13 protein-coding genes, 1 other RNA gene and 1 pseudogene are annotated in these 16,077 nt (G+C 58.8%); 11 read left to right on the forward strand and 4 right to left on the reverse strand.

Annotation, left to right across the window (positions count from 1 at the left end):
* The first annotated feature begins 26 nt into the window (after positions 1 to 26).
* From HB664_RS08125 to amtB, 4 genes are all read left to right on the forward strand, one after another.
* A complete protein-coding gene (locus HB664_RS08125) occupies positions 27 to 1,799 on the forward strand; it encodes a SmdA family multidrug ABC transporter permease/ATP-binding protein (protein WP_219940597.1) in 1,773 nt (590 codons plus the stop codon).
* Entirely contained in the window at positions 1,792 to 3,573 is a 1,782-nt protein-coding gene (locus tag HB664_RS08130; RefSeq protein WP_182071806.1) for a SmdB family multidrug efflux ABC transporter permease/ATP-binding protein, read from the forward strand. The genes HB664_RS08125 and HB664_RS08130 overlap by 8 nt, the downstream gene beginning before the upstream one ends.
* Positions 3,574 to 3,793: 220 nt before the next feature.
* On the forward strand, positions 3,794 to 4,132 hold the full coding sequence (gene glnK / locus HB664_RS08135; protein ID WP_008503304.1) for a P-II family nitrogen regulator: 339 nt from the start codon (positions 3,794 to 3,796) through the stop codon (positions 4,130 to 4,132).
* A 35-nt stretch (positions 4,133 to 4,167) separates the two neighbouring features.
* Positions 4,168 to 5,457, forward strand: coding sequence for an ammonium transporter AmtB (gene amtB, locus HB664_RS08140; RefSeq protein WP_023310584.1), 1,290 nt, complete (start codon positions 4,168 to 4,170; stop codon positions 5,455 to 5,457).
* 190 nt (positions 5,458 to 5,647) lie between these two features.
* Here amtB and tesB read toward each other — a convergent pair whose 3' ends face one another.
* Entirely contained in the window at positions 5,648 to 6,508 is an 861-nt protein-coding gene (tesB, locus tag HB664_RS08145) for an acyl-CoA thioesterase II (RefSeq protein WP_219940598.1), read from the reverse strand.
* Positions 6,509 to 6,708: 200 nt separating this feature from the next.
* On the opposite strand from tesB, the gene HB664_RS08150 reads away from it, so the two are divergent.
* Positions 6,709 to 7,236, forward strand: coding sequence for a YbaY family lipoprotein (locus HB664_RS08150; protein ID WP_008503301.1), 528 nt, complete (start codon positions 6,709 to 6,711; stop codon positions 7,234 to 7,236).
* A 33-nt stretch (positions 7,237 to 7,269) separates the two neighbouring features.
* Here the strand turns inward: HB664_RS08150 and HB664_RS08155 are convergent.
* A pseudogene (locus HB664_RS08155) lies at positions 7,270 to 7,667 on the reverse strand (MGMT family protein).
* Between the two features lie 84 nt (positions 7,668 to 7,751).
* On the opposite strand from HB664_RS08155, the gene ffs reads away from it, so the two are divergent.
* From ffs to HB664_RS08170, 3 genes are all read left to right on the forward strand, one after another.
* An RNA gene (ffs, locus tag HB664_RS08160) (signal recognition particle sRNA small type) lies at positions 7,752 to 7,848 on the forward strand.
* 260 nt (positions 7,849 to 8,108) lie between these two features.
* Positions 8,109 to 8,360 (forward strand): hypothetical protein, encoded by a 252-nt coding sequence (locus HB664_RS08165; RefSeq protein ID WP_023310587.1) that lies wholly within the window; start codon positions 8,109 to 8,111, stop codon positions 8,358 to 8,360.
* The gene (locus HB664_RS08170; protein WP_023310588.1) at positions 8,357 to 8,572 is read left to right on the forward strand and encodes a hypothetical protein; all 216 of its coding nucleotides are present in this window, start codon (positions 8,357 to 8,359) and stop codon (positions 8,570 to 8,572) included. Before HB664_RS08165 ends, HB664_RS08170 begins: the two co-directional genes overlap by 4 nt.
* Positions 8,573 to 8,653: 81 nt before the next feature.
* Here the strand turns inward: HB664_RS08170 and HB664_RS08175 are convergent, their stop codons facing one another.
* On the reverse strand, positions 8,654 to 10,075 hold the full coding sequence (locus tag HB664_RS08175) for a PLP-dependent aminotransferase family protein (protein WP_219940599.1): 1,422 nt from the start codon (positions 10,073 to 10,075) through the stop codon (positions 8,654 to 8,656).
* Between the two features lie 86 nt (positions 10,076 to 10,161).
* Here HB664_RS08175 and HB664_RS08180 point away from each other — a divergent pair, with 86 nt between their 5' ends.
* From HB664_RS08180 to HB664_RS08190, 3 genes are all read left to right on the forward strand, one after another.
* Positions 10,162 to 10,773: a YitT family protein gene (locus HB664_RS08180; protein WP_023310590.1), complete on the forward strand. Its 612-nt coding sequence runs from the start codon at positions 10,162 to 10,164 to the stop codon at positions 10,771 to 10,773.
* Between the two features lie 77 nt (positions 10,774 to 10,850).
* Complete coding sequence (locus HB664_RS08185; protein ID WP_219940600.1) at positions 10,851 to 11,921, forward strand: LacI family DNA-binding transcriptional regulator; 1,071 nt, start codon at positions 10,851 to 10,853, stop codon at positions 11,919 to 11,921.
* 102 nt (positions 11,922 to 12,023) lie between these two features.
* The gene (locus tag HB664_RS08190) at positions 12,024 to 15,113 is read left to right on the forward strand and encodes a beta-galactosidase (protein WP_219940601.1); all 3,090 of its coding nucleotides are present in this window, start codon (positions 12,024 to 12,026) and stop codon (positions 15,111 to 15,113) included.
* A 39-nt stretch (positions 15,114 to 15,152) separates the two neighbouring features.
* Here the strand turns inward: HB664_RS08190 and HB664_RS08195 are convergent, their stop codons facing one another.
* Positions 15,153 to 15,992, reverse strand: coding sequence for a nickel/cobalt efflux protein RcnA (locus HB664_RS08195; RefSeq protein WP_033144785.1), 840 nt, complete (start codon positions 15,990 to 15,992; stop codon positions 15,153 to 15,155).
* Positions 15,993 to 16,077: the final 85 nt, after the last annotated feature.

The raw sequence follows: 16,077 nt of genomic DNA on the forward strand, positions 1-16,077 counted from the left end.
GTAAAATACCTTCAGGAACAAACCGCGTGCGATTATTTGCCCAACTAAGCTGGTACTTTCGTCGGGAGTGGCAACGCTACCTCGGTGCAGTCGCCCTGCTTATTATTATTGCCATCCTGCAGCTGATCCCGCCGAAAGTGGTGGGGTACGTCGTGGATGGCGTCACCGAGCAGCATTACACCACCGCACGGGTGTTGATGTGGGTCGGCACGCTGGTGCTGACGGCGGTCATTGTTTATCTGCTGCGCTACGTCTGGCGCGTGCTGCTGTTTGGTGCGTCCTATCAGCTGGCCGTTGAGCTACGTGAAGATTTTTACCGCCAGCTGAGCCGACAGCATCCCGAATTTTATCTTCGTCATCGCACCGGGGATCTCATCGCCCGCGCGACGAACGACGTCGATCGCGTGGTCTTTGCCGCCGGGGAAGGAGTGCTGACGCTGGTGGACTCGCTGGTGATGGGCTGTGCGGTGCTGATCGTGATGTCCACGCAGATCAGCTGGCAGCTGACCCTGCTCGCCCTGCTGCCGATGCCGATCATGGCGCTGGCGATCAATCGCTATGGCGAACAGCTGCACGAGCGCTTCAAGCTGGCGCAGGCGGCGTTTTCGTCGCTGAACGATCGCACCCAGGAGAGCATGACCAGCATCCGCATGATCAAAGCGTTTGGCCTGGAAGACCGTCAGTCTGCGCTGTTTGCCGCCGATGCGGCAGACACGGGGGCGAAAAACATGCGCGTCGCGCGTATCGACGCCCGTTTTGACCCGACGATTTATATCGCAATCGGCATGGCAAATATGCTGGCGATTGGCGGCGGAAGCTGGATGGTGGTGCAGGGCACGCTTACCCTGGGGCAATTGACCAGCTTTGCGATGTATCTGGGTCTCATGATCTGGCCGATGCTGGCGCTGGCCTGGATGTTTAACATCGTGGAGCGCGGCAGCGCCGCCTACAGCCGCATTCGCGCCATGCTGGCCGAAGCGCCGGTGGTCATCGACGGTAGCGAAGCCCTACCGGAAGGGCGCGGCGTCATGACCGTCGACGTCCGCAAGTTTGTCTATCCGCATACGGAGCATCCGGTGCTGGAGAACGTCAGCTTTACCCTGCAGCCAGGGCAAATGCTGGGCATCTGCGGCCCGACGGGATCCGGCAAAAGTACCGTGCTCTCTCTGCTTCAGCGCCACTTTGACGTCACCGAGGGCGATATCCGCTTTCACGATATCCCCCTGACCAGACTGCTGCTGGACGAGTGGCGCGGTCGACTGGCGGTCGTCAGCCAGACGCCGTTTTTATTTTCGGACACCGTGGCAAACAACATTGCCCTGGGACGCCCCGGGGCGACGCAGGAAGAGATTGAACATGTGGCGCGTCTGGCCAGCGTTCATGATGATATTTTGCGTCTGCCGCAGGGGTACGAAACGGAAGTCGGGGAACGCGGCGTCATGCTGTCCGGCGGGCAAAAGCAGCGTATATCGATTGCCCGCGCGCTGCTGCTGAATGCTGAAATTCTGATCCTGGATGATGCGCTTTCCGCCGTGGACGGCCGTACCGAGCATCAAATTCTGCATAACCTGCGCCAGTGGGGCGACGGGCGCACGGTGATAATCAGCGCCCATCGTTTGTCGGCGCTCACCGAAGCCAGCGAAATTGTGGTCTTACAGCACGGGCACATTGCCCAGCGCGGGCAGCATGAAACGCTTGCCGAGCAGCCGGGCTGGTATCGCGATATGTACCGCTATCAACAGCTTGAGGCGGCGCTGGACGATGCGCCGGAGCAGGATGAGGAGGCCGCCAATGCGTAAGATCGGAACGATGTGGCCGACGCTCAAACGTCTGCTGGCCTACGGCTCGCCGTGGCGTAAACCGCTCTCCGTGGCCGTGCTTCTACTCTGGATTGCGGCGATTGCTGAAGTGAGCGGTCCGCTGCTCATCAGCTATTTTATCGACAACATGGTTGCCAAAAGCTACCTTCCGCTGGGGCTGGTGGCGGGCTTAGGCGTGGCCTACGTTGGCCTGCAGCTGGCGGCGGCAGGGCTGCACTATGCGCAGTCGCTGCTGTTTAACCGTGCTGCCGTGGGCGTTGTTCAGCAGCTGCGTACGGATGTGATGGACGCGGCGCTTCGCCAGCCGCTCAGCGAGTTTGATATCCAGCCGGTCGGGCAGGTGATTTCGCGCGTGACCAACGATACCGAGGTAATCCGCGATCTGTACGTTACCGTGGTCGCGACGGTGTTACGCAGCGCGGCGCTGATTGGCGCGATGCTGGTGGCGATGTTCAGCCTCGACTGGCGCATGGCGCTGGTGGCGATCACTATCTTCCCGGCGGTGCTGATTGTCATGGTCATTTACCAGCGCTACAGCACGCCGATTGTGCGTCGGGTGCGCGCGTATCTGGCCGACATTAACGATGGCTTCAACGAAGTGATCAACGGCATGAGCGTCATCCAGCAGTTCCGCCAGCAGGCGCGCTTTGGCGAACGCATGGGGGAAGCCAGCCGTTCGCACTACATGGCGCGTATGCAGACGCTGCGGCTTGATGGTTTCCTGCTGCGTCCGCTGCTGAGCCTTTTCTCGGCGCTGGTGCTTTGCGGGCTGCTGATGCTCTTCGGGCTGAGCTCAAACGGTACGATTGAAGTGGGCGTGCTGTACGCCTTTATCAGCTATCTCGGGCGTCTTAACGAGCCGTTGATCGAGCTCACCACCCAGCAATCGATGCTGCAACAGGCGGTAGTTGCCGGTGAGCGCGTGTTTGAGCTGATGGACAGGCCGCGCCAGGCCTACGGCAATGACGAGCGTCCTCTGCAAAGCGGGACTATCGCCTTTGATAACGTCTCGTTTGCCTATCGCGAAGACCGGCTGGTGCTGCAGGACATCACGCTTGACGTTCCGTCGCGCGGTTTCGTGGCGCTGGTAGGGCATACCGGCAGCGGTAAGAGCACGCTTGCCAGCCTGTTGATGGGCTATTACCCGGTCACGCACGGCGAAATCCGCCTCGATGGGCGCCCGCTCGCGTCTCTCAGCCACACCGTGTTGCGTAAAGGCGTCGCGATGGTGCAGCAGGATCCGGTCGTGCTGGCCGATACCTTCTACGCCAACGTGACCCTGGGGCGAGACTACTCCCAGGAGCAGGTCTGGGACGTGCTGGAAAAAGTGCAGCTGGCAGAGCTGGCGCGCGGGTTTAGCGATGGGATCAATACCAAACTGGGCGAGCAGGGGAACAATCTCTCCGTCGGGCAAAAGCAGCTCCTGGCGCTGGCGCGGGTGCTGATTGAAACGCCGCAGATACTGATTCTGGATGAAGCCACGGCCAGTATTGACTCCGGCACCGAACAGGCCATTCAGCAGGCGCTGGCCGCCGTACGCGACCATACGACGCTGGTGGTGATTGCCCACCGTCTTTCCACCATCGTCGATGCCGATACCATTCTGGTGTTACATCGCGGACAGGCCGTTGAACGCGGTACGCACCGTGAACTGCTGGAAGCCAAAGGGCGCTACTGGCAGATGTACCAGCTGCAGCTGGCGGGCGAAGAGCTGGCGGCCAGCGTGCGTGATGAAGAGTCGCTTAGCGCCTGATGCACCAAAATGAGGCGACGCGCTAACAGTCATTCCTGTTGGTGCAAAACTGAAACGCACCCTGCACCGGCATGGTGCGTTTTTTTTCACCTGTTTGTTTATTACGGCCGCGTAATGCTCTGTGCGCCGCCGTTCCCCCTCGTTTTCATTTCTGGCACACCCCTTGCAATACCTTCTGCGTAAGCTGCGGCCATTACCGAATTCTGACTGGAGGGGATCTATGAAGCTGGTTACGGTTGTAATCAAACCATTCAAACTCGAAGACGTGCGTGAAGCGTTGTCTTCAATGGGTATTCAGGGACTGACTGTCACCGAAGTGAAAGGCTTTGGTCGTCAGAAGGGTCATGCCGAGCTTTATCGCGGGGCGGAATACAGCGTTAACTTTCTGCCAAAAGTAAAAATTGATGTCGCGATTGCTGACGATCAGCTTGATGAAGTCATTGATGTCATTAGCAAAGCGGCCTATACCGGCAAAATTGGCGACGGCAAAATTTTCGTTGCCGAACTGCAGCGCGTCATTCGCATCCGTACCGGCGAATCTGACGAAGCGGCATTGTAAATAACGCCTGGCACACAGTGATAGGGATCGAGAAAATGAAGATAGCAACACTTAAAACGGGTCTGGGTTCGCTGGCTCTGCTGCCGGGCCTGGCGCTGGCTGCTACCCCTGCGGTGGTCGACAAAGCCGATAACGCCTTTATGATGATCAGCACCGCGCTGGTGCTGTTCATGTCAATTCCGGGCATTGCGCTGTTCTACGGCGGCCTGATCCGTGGCAAAAACGTTCTCTCCATGCTGACGCAGGTTGCCGTGACGTTCGCACTGGTCTGCGTGCTGTGGGTGGTTTACGGTTACTCGCTGGCGTTCGGCACGGGCAACGCGTTCTTTGGTAACTTCGACTGGGTGATGCTGAAAAATATTGAGCTGACCGCGCTGATGGGCAGTTTCTATCAGTACATCCACGTTGCGTTCCAGGGCTCCTTCGCCTGTATTACCGTCGGGCTGATTGTGGGCGCGCTCGCCGAGCGTATCCGTTTCTCTGCCGTGCTGATCTTCGTGGTGGTCTGGATGACGCTCTCCTATGTGCCGATTGCGCACATGGTCTGGGGTGGCGGTCTGCTGGCAACGCACGGCGCACTGGACTTCGCGGGCGGTACCGTTGTACACATCAACGCCGCGGTAGCGGGTCTGGTGGGTGCTTACCTGATTGGCAAACGCGTGGGCTTCGGTAAAGAAGCGTTCAAACCGCACAACCTGCCGATGGTGTTTACCGGTACGGCTATCCTCTACTTTGGCTGGTTTGGCTTCAACGCCGGCTCGGCAAGTGCAGCAAACGAAATCGCCGCGCTGGCCTTCGTGAACACCGTTGTGGCCACGGCGGGTGCAATCCTCTCCTGGGTGTTTGGCGAGTGGGCGGTACGCGGCAAACCTTCTCTGCTGGGTGCCTGCTCGGGTGCCATTGCCGGTCTGGTTGGCATTACGCCAGCGTGTGGTTATGTCGGCGTGGGTGGCGCGCTGCTGGTCGGCCTGGTGTCCGGTCTGGCGGGTCTGTGGGGCGTGACCGCACTGAAACGTGTGCTGCGCGTTGACGACCCATGCGATGTGTTTGGCGTGCACGGCGTGTGCGGCATCGTCGGCTGTATCATGACCGGTATCTTTGCTGCCAAATCGCTCGGTGGCGTGGGCTACGCAGAAGGCGTGACCATGGTTCATCAGGTGCTGGTGCAGCTGGAAAGTATTGCAATCACCGTTGTCTGGTCTGCCGTTGTGGCCTTCATTGGCTATAAGCTGGCGGATATGACGGTGGGTCTGCGCGTACCGGAAGAGCAGGAGCGCGAAGGTCTGGACGTCAACAGCCACGGCGAGAATGCGTATAACGCCTGATAAACAGCAAAACGGCAACCTTTGGTTGCCGTTTTTAATGTGTATCCCCTCTCCCCGTGGGAGAGGGTCAGGGTGAGGGCATCAGGCCGCACAAGGCAAAAGCAAAACGGCAACTTCGGTTGCCGTTTTTAATGTGTATTCCCTCTCCCCGTGGGAGAGGGTCAGGGTGAGGGCATCAGGTCGCACACAATCACCCGCGATTACGCATCACCCCTTCCTGCACCGTAGACGCGACCAGCACGCCGTCCTGAGTATAAAACTCCCCGCGCACAAACCCGCGCGCGCTCGACGCTGACGTACTCTCCACGCTGTAAAGCAGCCACTCATTCATGTTGAACGGACGGTGGAACCACATGGAGTGATCGATCGTCGCGACCTGCATCCCTTTTTCCAGGAAACCAACGCCGTGCGGCTGCAGCGCCACCGGCAGGAAGTTGAAATCTGACGCATAGCCGAGCAGATACTGATGCACGCGGAAATCTTCCGGCACGGTCCCGTTGGCACGGATCCAGACCTGGCGCTTCGGTTCGGCGGAATGGCCTTTCATCGGGTTGTGGAACTCAACCGGGCGGATCTCCAGCGGCTTATCGCAGAGAAACTTCTCTTTGACCTGCGGCGGAAGCAGATGCGCCAGCGCGCGAGCGATATCCGTCTCTGACTTTAAAGAGTCGGGCGACGGAGCCGGGGGCATCACTTTTTGATGTTCGTAGCCGGGTTCCGGCGCCTGGAAAGAGGCGGTCATGTAAAAGATCGGCTTGCCGTTTTGAATGGCCGCTACGCGGCGTGCGCTGAAGCTGTTGCCGTCTCGCAGGACTTCAACATCATACACAATCGGTTTTGCGCTATCGCCAGGGCGTAAGAAGTAGCTGTGGAACGAATGCACCAGACGGTCTGCCGGGACAGTCTCCTTTGCTGCGTACAGAGCTTGTCCAACGACTTGCCCCCCGAAGACCTGGCGTAAGCCGAGATCTTCGCTCTGTCCGCGAAAGAGTCCTTCCTCAATTTTTTCCAGATTCAGTAATGTCAGCAGATTGTTCAGTGCCTGACTCATAGTTGTCCTCAATAAACGCCGTAGCGAAAGATAGGCAGAGTATAACGCAGAAATGAAAGTGGTCCGATGGGTAGAATAATCTGAATATCGGCACGTTTTCAGGCATAAATCGGTGATCTGTGCCACACTTGAATACGTTATGTGATTGAAACGACATCGGATGGGATCGATCCCGCTGGTGCATTGATAAGGAGACTTCAATGAAACTCGTGCCCATGCTAAGTGGTGTAGCTATTGCGGTGGCGTTGTCCGCCTGTGCCGGTAAAAGCGCCCAAGTGCCAGTACCAGCAGCCGACCCGAACGGGATTAATACCCTTTCGCAGCAATCCATTCAGCAGCCTAATGTTTCCGGTACCATCTGGATTAAACAGAAAGTGGCGTTGCCGCCGGATGCGGTATTAACCGTAACGCTGTCTGATGCTTCTCTGGCCGACGCACCGTCGAAAGTCGTGGCCCAGCGCGCCGTTCGTACTGAAGGTAAGCAGGCGCCGTTTAGCTTCGTGTTGCCGTATAACCCGTCGGACGTGCAGCCTAACGCCCGTATCCTGCTGAGCGCAGCGGTAACCATCAACGGCAAGCTGGTCTTTATCACCGATACGGTCCAGGAAGCGATCAACAACGGTGGGACAAAAATCGACCTGAACCTGGTGCCGGTGCAGCAGACCGAAGTGCCGGTCGCACCGCAGACCAATCAGCCGTCTCTGCCAACTCCACCGACTCAGATGTAATTTCTGCATTTCCCCTCTCCTCCGGGAGAGGGGTCAATATACCCAGCGAAACTTCTGCAAATCGATCTGACCCGACCCTGACACCTGCACACCCTCTGAAAGTAACGCCTGACGCTGACGCTGAAGATCCGGCCCGGTGAGTGAAATGGCGCCATGACGGTTCACCACCCGATGCCAGGGCAGCGTACTGCCTTCCGGCAGCCGTTTCAGGACGCCTCCAACCTGTCGCGCCGCGCGCGGGGAACCGGCCAGACGCGCGACATCACCATAGGTGGTGACGTAGCCTTCCGGGATTGAGGCCACGATTTGCCATACGCGCTGTGGAAAGGAGTCGTGTTCGTCCATACCTTTACCTGTGGGGAGTTTCTGGAAAGCTATGGTAAACGAAGATCTTCATGATTGCTGCGCCTGTTTGCGCAAGAAACCAGCATCCGGTTGCTGGTCGCTTGCAATTGGGCTTTAGCACAGGGATAATGCGCCAGCGCGTTGGTTATCAACGCTCTCAATGGGGGCTCTGTTGGTTCTCCCGCAACGCTACTCTGTTCACCAGGTCAGGTCCGGAAGGAAGCAGCCAGGGCAGACGACGTGTGTGCCGGGATGTAGCTGGCAGGGCCCCCACCCATTTGTGGCCTCATAAGATTCTTCAGCTTCACCTCTCCCTCAAAGCATTACTCCACAATAAAACTACGCCTGTATCGTGTAATATATATTTCATTACACTGAAATATTATTGTCATAAACCTGTAATAATAGACTGTCATTTTATAATCGGACGGTTATTTTCTTCCATAACTCAAAAAAATATATATCTGGATAACATTGTTAAGTTCGTGTATTAAATAAAGTACTTATTCCGAAGGGAAGTGACAAACATGGCTACAGCGGTATTAAACGTTAAGATTGATGACGCGCTAAAAGAAAGGCTTCGGCACTATGCGGAAGTCAATAACGAGAATTTAAGCGTGACGACAGAGAAACTGCTGCTGCTGGCGTTCGAAGCAGTAGAAGAGGCGGGAGTATCGGAAGAGGATATTGATAATCAGCATACGGAAGAAGAGAGTGTTTCTCCTTTTACTCCTAAAGAAATCAAGGCTCTACGTAAACTTCTGAAGAAGAGAAAATGAAACAACAACTGTCAACCGCCAGTGACTACAACGAGGCCTGCGATCTGTTGCGTTCAGGCTACGTGAAGCATGTACGTCTTGGCTGGAATGTTGGAAGCGATGAGTTCTTTCGTATTGCGTCTGACTGGTGTGATACCGGTGCAAAAATAAAGAAAGACGGTGATAACTTCGTTATTTCACTAAAAGGCTTTCCTATTCCTCCTCAGCATTAAACCCTGACCAGTGAAAACTGCTGACTGCATATATTACAGTCAGCAGTTTTTATTTTATGATCTGCTTCAAATATTTAAATATCAGATCACGCTGCGTTTTAACGATGGCACGTTTTTATTCAGGGCGAGCCATAACGGTTTGATCCTCAGCAACGCCTGCTCAAGCTCTGTCGATTCCAGCGAGAAGGGCATACGTAAATAGCGGTCAAACGCCCCCGATAAACCAAACCGCGTCCCGGTTCCCAGGTTAATCCCGATTATTTCTGCCCGTGCGGCAAGCTGTGTCGCCAGCATGCCCGGGAGCTCTACCCAGTAAGAGAGCCCGCCTTCCGCCTCGTGGAATTTCCACTCCGGGAAATGCTCGCGCAGCAGGTCACCACATCGATCGCGCCGTTCCGCCAGCATCTTCCGGCGTGCGGGCAGAAACGTCTCGCTGTTGTTAATGAGCCACTGCATTGCCAGCTGTTCGAGCAGCGGCGAGCCTAAATCCAGCGTATCCCGCGTCTGGGCAAGGGTGGCGATGATGCGCGATGAGGCACGGATCCAGCCGAGACGCAGCCCGCCCCAGAAGCTTTTTCCGGCAGAGCCTAAGGTGATGACGGTGGCCTGCGGGTTAAAGGCGGCCAGCGGTGGCGGGGGAGGCGCATCAAACCAGAGATCCACCATCGTTTCATCCACCACCAGCGCCGTGCGGGTTTGGGCTGCAATATCCGTGATGGCCTGACGGGTGGCGATATCCATACAGCGCCCGGTCGGATTATGAAAATCTGGCATCAGGTAGGCCAGGCGCGGCGCCGTCTGGGCAAGCGTTGCGGCAAAGCCATCCGTATCCCAGCCGGTTTCCGGCAGCGACACCCCGACTGGCCGACACTGCGCCCCCTGAATGGCGGCAATCGCCAGCGGATAGGTGGGATGATCGACCACGACGCGGTCCCCCGGCCCGGTCATCATCCGCAGTATCAGCGCAAAGCCGCTGACGGCGCCATTAACCACCATCACTTCGTCTGCGCGGGTGGGAAGGCCCCGCGCGGTATAGCGCGCAGCGATGGCCTCCCGCAGCGTCGGTAGCCCCAGCTGATCGTAGCCCGTCAGCGAGAGATGCGGGGTAATGGCCGTGAGCGCATGGGCATAAGCCTGATGGATCTCCGGCCCGGCATTCAGGGCGGCAGTGGAGAGATCCAGTGCGGCGCTCGCCGCGGAAAGGGTGGGAACGGCGCGCGTGTCAGGGAGAATGACCCGTGACCCGCTGCCGTGGCGGCTTTCAAGGTACCCCTCTTCACGCAGGTGGGCGAGCGCGCTGCTGATGGTGGTTCGGCTCACGTCCAGCGCCGTGGCCAGCTCACGCTCGCCCGGCAGCCGCGTATTCAGTGCCAGACGCCCATCAAGAATTAACAAACGCAGCGCGTCGGCCAGCTGTCGCCAGAGCGGGGTGCGGGATGAGGCTTGCTGCCAGTGGCCTAAAAGGCGTACCAGAGACTGGCTTCCGAAGCGACGTGATGACATATGCAGTCCACTATTTAAAAACTGGACATTAATCATAGTGCCATTTTAGGTCAGGATGAAAGCATGGTTCACTGGAGAAGATAAAAATGGTACGTCGTCTGCTACAACTCTATGTCGGTTTAGGACTGTATGGCCTTTCCACCGCAATGTTTATTCGTTCCGATTTGGGTGTCGATCCCTGGGATGTGTTTCACCTCGGGGTGGGGATGCAGCTGGGGATGACTATCGGGACGGTGATCATTGTGACCGGCGCGGCGGTGCTGCTGCTGTGGATCCCGCTGCGCCAGATGCCGGGCCTTGGCACGATCAGCAACGTGATTTGTATCGGCCTGGCGGCGGACGCCAGCATGGCGCTTATCCCGGAGCTGGATTCGTTACCCGTTCGAATTGCTTTCCTGGTGTCGGGCATCGTGATGAACGCGATTGCGACCAGCATGTACATCGGGGCCGGTTTCGGGCCAGGCCCGCGCGACGGCCTGATGACCGGCATTCACGCCCGGCTGGGGTGGTCCATTCGCAGCGTGCGTACCTCAATTGAGGTATCCGTTCTGCTGATTGGGTGCGTGCTTGGCGGCACGTTTGGGGTGGGAACCGTACTGTATGCACTGACCATTGGCCCGCTTATCCAGCTCTGCCTGCCCTGGTTCCGCCAGAAGCCACGCATTGCGGAAATACCCCAGCCGGAGCGGGTTGTTTAATTTTGCGAAGCGCTCACATGTTTTAACGGCGTCGCTGTGCCAGAATAGACGCTTCGAAAATCGCGATGCCAGAAAGCATGAAAGCAATCACTCTCTATGATGTCGCCCTCCTTGCGGGGGTTTCTTATCAGACCGTTTCCCGCGTCATTAACGACGCGGAACATGTGTCTGCCCGCACGCGAGAAAAGGTGCAGCAGGCGATGGCGGAGCTGCACTACGTTCCTAACCTTCGGGCGCAGCAGCTGGCGGGGAAACGCACCCGTACGCTGGGCCTCATCACCACCGATCTGGCCCTGCACGCGCCTTCGCAAATTGTGTCGGCGGTCAAATCGCGTGCGGCGGAACAGGGGGCGAGCGTCCTTATCTCCATGGTGGAGCAACCCCAGCAGTGTCAGGCCGCGCTTCAGGCGCTGCTGGCACAGCGGGTGGACGCGCTGCTGGTGAATGTGCCGCTTGACGATCCGCACGCCGAAGAGCTCGGGGCGCTGGCGTCGCCCGTCCCGGTGCTGTTCCTCGATGTGGCGCCCTCAGCGCGGGTAAACAGCCTCGTGTTTAACGCGGAGCAGGGGGCGCGTCTGGGCGTTGAGCATCTGCTTTCTCTGGGGCATCAGCGCATTGCCCTGCTGAGCGGGCCGGAAAGCTCGGTCTCTGCGCGGGCGCGCCTGGCGGGCTGGAAAGCGACGCTGGCGCTGGCGGGTCTTTACGCGACGGCTGTGGCCTACGGTGACTGGAGCGCGGCCAGCGGTTATGAGAAGGGACACGTGCTGCTGTCGGGTGCGGCATTACCGGACGCGATTCTGGTGGCGAACGATCAGATGGCGCTCGGGGTGATGCGCGCCTGCGCGGAAAAAGGGATCGCGATACCTGGCCAGCTTTCGGTGGTTGGGTTTGACGATACCGCTGACAGCGCCTGGTTTTCCCCGCCGCTGACAACCATTCGTCAGGCGTTTCGCGAGGCGGGCGAACGCAGCGTGGAGTGGCTGCTGGCACCTTCCGGGGGCGAAGCGTGCCGGCAGGTTCAGCTGCCGGTGACGCTGGTTACCCGTCATTCCAGCGCGCGCCGCAATCCTAAGCAGGCCGAACGCGAGGATCTGGCGCAGCAGCTCAGAAGCCTGGCACTCCTTGCCGAGCAGATTGCCCGCAAATAAAACTTTGTGATCGGACTCGCTACCCCGCGATTGGACGCTTTACCGTTGCCGGGTGCCAGGGCATGTTAACCAAAATTGTGAGCGCTTCGCAAAGAGGTTACTATGTCCACCACTTCACCGCTGACCCTCAGCGCCATTCTGGCCCGTCGGGACTGGGAAAATCCTGGCGTCACCCAGTGGAACCGTCTGGCCGCACACGCGCCGTTGCACAGCTGGCGCAATGAACCCTCTGCCAGAGATGATGCTGGATCCGCCAGCAGGCACGTTCTCAACGGGCTATGGCGGTTTAGCTACTTTACCGCGCCGGAGCAGGTTCCTCAGGCATGGGTAACCGAAGATTGCGCCGATGCCGTTGCGATGCCCGTGCCGTCTAACTGGCAGATGCAGGGTTTCGACACGCCCATCTATACCAATGTCACCTATCCCATTCCCGTTAACCCGCCTTTCGTGCCGCAGGAAAATCCGACCGGTTGTTACTCGCTCACATTTGAGGTGGATGACGCCTGGCTCCGGAGCGGGCAGACCCGCATCATCTTCGACGGCGTGAACTCGGCGTTCCATCTCTGGTGCAACGGACAGTGGATGGGCTATTCCCAGGACAGCCGATTGCCCGCCGAATTTGACCTCTCGGCGGCCTTGTGCCCCGGGCAGAACCGCCTGGCTGTCATGGTATTGCGCTGGTGCGACGGCAGCTATCTGGAAGATCAGGACATGTGGCGCATGAGCGGCATCTTCCGCGATGTGACGCTGCTGCATAAACCCAAGACGCAGATTGCCGATTATCACGTGGTGACGGACCTGAATGCGGAGCTGGACCGCGCGGTGCTGAAGGTGGATGTCGCGCTGGCAGGCGCTGGCTTTGCAGACTGCGAGGTGGTCATGACCCTGTGGCGCACGGGTGAAAAATGCGCCAGCGTTTCCCGGCGTCCAGGATCTGCCATCGTCGACGAGCGCGGCAGCTGGGCAGAGCGCTTAACGGCGGCGATCCCTGTTGACCAGCCCGCGCTCTGGAGCGCTGAAACGCCAGAACTGTATCGCCTGACGATTGCGCTTCTTAACCCGCAGGGTGAGGTGCTGGAGGTTGAGGCGTGCGACGTGGGCTTCCGCCGCGTTGACATCGGCAACGGCCTGCTGAAGCTCAACGGTAAACCGCTGCTGATCCGCGGGGTTAACCGACACGAGCATCACCCGGAAAACGGTCAGGTGATGGACGAAGCGACCATGCGCCGCGATATCGAAATCATGAAGCAGCACAACTTCAACGCCGTGCGCTGCTCGCACTACCCTAACCATCCGCTGTGGTACCGGCTTTGCGACCGATACGGGCTGTACGTCGTTGACGAAGCCAATATCGAAACGCACGGCATGGTGCCGATGAGCCGCCTTGCTGACGATCCGCGCTGGCTGCCCGCCATGAGCGAGCGCGTGACCCGCATGGTGCAGCGCGATCGTAATCATCCCTCGGTTATCATCTGGTCTCTGGGCAATGAGTCGGGCCACGGCGCGAATCACGATGCGCTGTACCGCTGGCTGAAAACCACCGATCCTACGCGTCCGGTGCAGTATGAAGGCGGCGGCGCGAACACGGCGGCGACCGATATTGTCTGTCCGATGTACGCCCGGGTCGATCGGGATCAGCCCTTCCCGGCAGTGCCTAAATGGTCAATCAAGAAATGGATCGGCATGCCGGACGAAACGCGCCCGCTGATCCTCTGTGAATACGCCCACGCGATGGGAAATAGCTTTGGCGGGTTTGCGAAATACTGGGAAGCGTTTCGCAGCCATCCTCGCCTGCAGGGTGGGTTTGTCTGGGACTGGGTCGATCAGGCCCTGACGAAACGGGACGAAAAGGGCAACGCGTTCTGGGCCTACGGCGGAGACTTCGGCGATAAGCCGAACGATCGGCAGTTCTGTCTTAACGGGCTGGTGTTCCCCGATCGCACGCCGCACCCGGCGCTGTACGAGGCGCAGCGCGCCCAGCAGTTCTTTACCTTTACGCGGGTCAGCACCTCTCCGCTGGTGATTGAGGTGCAAAGCGGCTATCTGTTCCGCCACACCGATAACGAAGTGCTGAACTGGACGGTTGCCCGGGACGGGGACGTGCTGGCCGCGGGTGAGGTGACGCTCTCGATGGCGCCTGAAGGCACCCAGCGTCTGGAGATTGACCTGCCGGCGCTGAAAGCCGGGCCGGGAGAGATCTGGCTGAACGTTGAAGTACGCCAGCCGCGGGCAACGCCGTGGTCTCCGGCTGACCACCGCTGCGCGTGGGAGCAGTGGCCGCTTCCGGCTCCCCTTTTTATTGCTCCGCCAGTCCCGGCGGGCGAGCCGCCGGTGTTAACGCAAAACGATCGCATCCTGGAGATCGCCCATCGTCAACAGCGCTGGCAGTTCGATCGCGCATCCGGACACCTGACTCAATGGTGGCGAAACGGCGTTGAAACGCTCCTTTCACCTCTGACGGATAACGTCAGCCGCGCGCCGCTGGATAACGACATTGGCGTGAGCGAGGCGACGCAGATCGATCCGAACGCCTGGGTTGAGCGCTGGAAAGCGTCGGGCATGTACGATCTCACCTCGCGCGTTCTGCACTGTGAGGCACAGCAGCACGCAGGCGACGTGGTGGTCACAACCCAGCACGTACTTGAGTATCGCGGCAAAGCCCTGTTCATGAGCCGTAAAGTCTGGCGGGTGGACGATAGGGGCGTTCTGCATGGCGATATTCAGATTGATGTTGCGTCTGATATCCCTGAACCCGCGCGCGTTGGCCTGAGCGTTCATCTCGCCGAAACGCCGGAAAACGTTCACTGGCTGGGTCTGGGGCCGCATGAAAACTACCCGGACAGAAAGCTGGCGGCGCAGCAGGGGCGCTGGACATTACCTCTTGAGGCCATGCACACGCCGTATATCTTCCCGACGGAAAATGGTTTGCGCTGTGAGACCCGGGAACTTGTGGTGGGAACGCATCAGCTGAACGGCCGGTTCCATTTCTCGGTGAGCCGCTACGGCCAGCAGCAGCTGCGTGAGACAACCCATCATCATCTGCTGCGCGAAGAGCCGGGATGCTGGCTCAATCTCGATGCGTTCCATATGGGCGTGGGCGGCGACGACTCCTGGAGCCCCAGCGTCTCTCCGGAGTTCATCCTGCAGACACGCCAGCTTCGCTATACCTTCAGCTGGCAGCAGAACCCTTAGCTGACCATGAAGATGCGGCCACAGAGCGTGGCCGCAGTCTTACGCCAGAATGCCGCTAAGGCCATGCAGGCTCATGTAAATCCCTACTACGGTAATCAGCGCAGCGGAGATCCACGGCGCTTTACGGGAGAATTCGCTAAACCCGGGCCAGCGTTTGGTCGCGTGCTTGAGGCTTAAGGCGGCAATCGCGCCGGAAGCGACCAGCGTTAACGCCAGACCAATGCTGAAGCTGAACACCAGCGTCGCGCCGAGGGCGAAATGCTTCAGCTGCAGGCAGATCAGCAGTACGGTGATGGACGCCGGGCAGGGGATAAGCCCGCCGGTCAGGCCAAACATCACGATCTGGCCGGTGGTGACGTTTTGACCGCTGAAGCGCCGGTTAATATCCTGCGCGTGAGCGCGCTGGTGGGCGTCCTGCCACTCTTCTTCAACCAGCGAGTGTTCGTGGTGATGGTGATGATGATCATGATGGTGGTCATGGACATGGTCATGGTGGTGGTGGTGGTGATCATGGTCGTGATGATGATGATCGTGCGGCTGGCTCTCTTTCCAGGTTCGCCACGCCATCCACAGGGCGATCGCAACGATCAGCACCCCGGAAATCAGCTGGAACCAGGGTTCGGACGTGTGTGCATCCCAGCCCCGACCAAACCATAATCCCGCCATCGCAACGAGCCAGACCACCGCCGTATGGGAGAGCGTTGCCGCCAGGCCGAGCAGCACCGCCTGTTTCAGCGTGCCTCGGATGGCAACAATAAAGGCGGCCATCATTGTTTTTGAATGGCCCGGTTCCAGGCCATGTAGCGCACCGAGCAGGATAGCGCTGGGAACAAACAGCCAGGCGTTGCCCTGCTGAAGGAGTGAAGCAAAATCGGTCATGGGAAATTCCGGAGCGGAAAGCGTGCGGAGATACTACTCCCCCCCAGTAGCGTAATACTACCCCCCAGTAGAAAAATACTCAGGG

This window comes from Enterobacter sp. DNB-S2 (assembly GCF_019443845.1).
GTDB lineage: Bacteria > Pseudomonadota > Gammaproteobacteria > Enterobacterales > Enterobacteriaceae > Enterobacter > Enterobacter asburiae_B.